Annotated in this window: 1 protein-coding gene and 1 pseudogene; one reads left to right on the top strand and one right to left on the bottom strand. The window is 60.9% G+C overall.

Features of this window, described 5'->3' with window-relative positions; translation table 11 throughout:
• A pseudogene (locus ACXRVY_RS29710) lies at nucleotides 1-99 on the top strand (UDP-2,3-diacylglucosamine diphosphatase); the annotation flags it as partial.
• A gap of 123 nt (nucleotides 100-222) precedes the next feature.
• On the opposite strand, the gene ACXRVY_RS29715 reads toward ACXRVY_RS29710, so the two are convergent.
• On the bottom strand, nucleotides 223-1,290 hold a 1,068-nt coding region (locus tag ACXRVY_RS29715; RefSeq protein ID WP_458239045.1), incomplete at its 5' end, for a DHA2 family efflux MFS transporter permease subunit.

Genomic DNA, 1,290 nt, shown 5'->3' on the forward strand with positions numbered 1-1,290 from the left:
GATCGCCAAGGGTGGGCGTTACAGGTGGATGAGCAAGGGTTTGCGCTGGCGCCCTTTGATTTCACTCCGCCACCACAACTGGCTGCACCCGCGAACTAACTACCAAACACAAACCCCTGTAGGAGCGAGCCTGCTCGCGATAGCGGATTAACATTCAATATCTCTGTTGACTGATCCACCACTATCGCGAGCAGGCTCGCTCCTACAGGGGTTGTGCGGTGTTTAGTGTCCCGCTGAAGCCGCAGGCCCCGCCTTGGCAGTAAACGGCGGCTTGGCCAGCCACACAATCAATATCAGCCCCATGAACATCCAGCCCAGCAAGGTGAAGTAGTCCACCGTGGACATGATGTACGCCTGGCTGATCACCGTCTGCTCCAGTTGCGTATAGGCCCTGGCCCCTGCCCCGCCCAGATGGGTCAGCGCTTCGCGGGTCGCCGGATCGAACGGGGTGATGCTTTCGGTCAGGTAGGCGTGATGCTGATCGGCACGACGAATCCAGATCCAGGTGGTCAGCGACGCCGCAAAACTACCGCCCAGGGTCCGCAAGAACGTCGCCAACCCCGAACCGTCGGCAATCTGGCTCGGCGGCAGGTCCGAGAGCAGGATGGTCAAGGTCGGCATGAAGAACAGCGCCACACCAATCCCCATGAATAGCTGCACCATGGCGATGTGCTGGAAGTCCACTTCATTGGTGAAACCTGCGCGCATGAAACAGCTCAGGCCGATGGCCAGGAACGCCCCGCCCGCCAGCACGCGCATGTCGAATCGCGGCGCGTACTTGCCGACAAACGGCGACAGCAGCACCGGCAGGATCCCCAGCGGTGCCACGGCAAAACCGGCCCAGGTCGCGGTGTAGCCCAAGCGCGTCTGCAGCCACTGCGGCAGGATCAGGTTGATTCCGAAGAACCCGGCATAGCCCAGAATCAGCACAATGGTGCCGTAACGGAAGTTGCGATGGGCGAACAGGCGCAGGTTGACCACCGGGTGTTCGTCGGTCATTTCCCAGATCACGAAGAACGCCAGGGCCACCACCGAAATCACCGAACCGATCACGATGAAACCGGACTCGAACCAGTCGGCATCGTTGCCCTTGTCGAGGACAATCTGCAACGCGCCGACGCCGATGATCAGCGCGATCAAGCCGACGTAATCCATCGGTTGGCGGCTGGTGACCACCGGGCGCTTTTTCATCTGCTGGGTCACCACCCACGCGGCGAACAGGCCGATCGGCACGTTGATGAAGAAAATCCACGGCCAGCTGTAGCTGTCGGTGATCCAGCCGCCGAGGAT

The sequence above is a fragment of the Pseudomonas sp. P5_A2_2 genome (genome assembly GCF_054177685.1).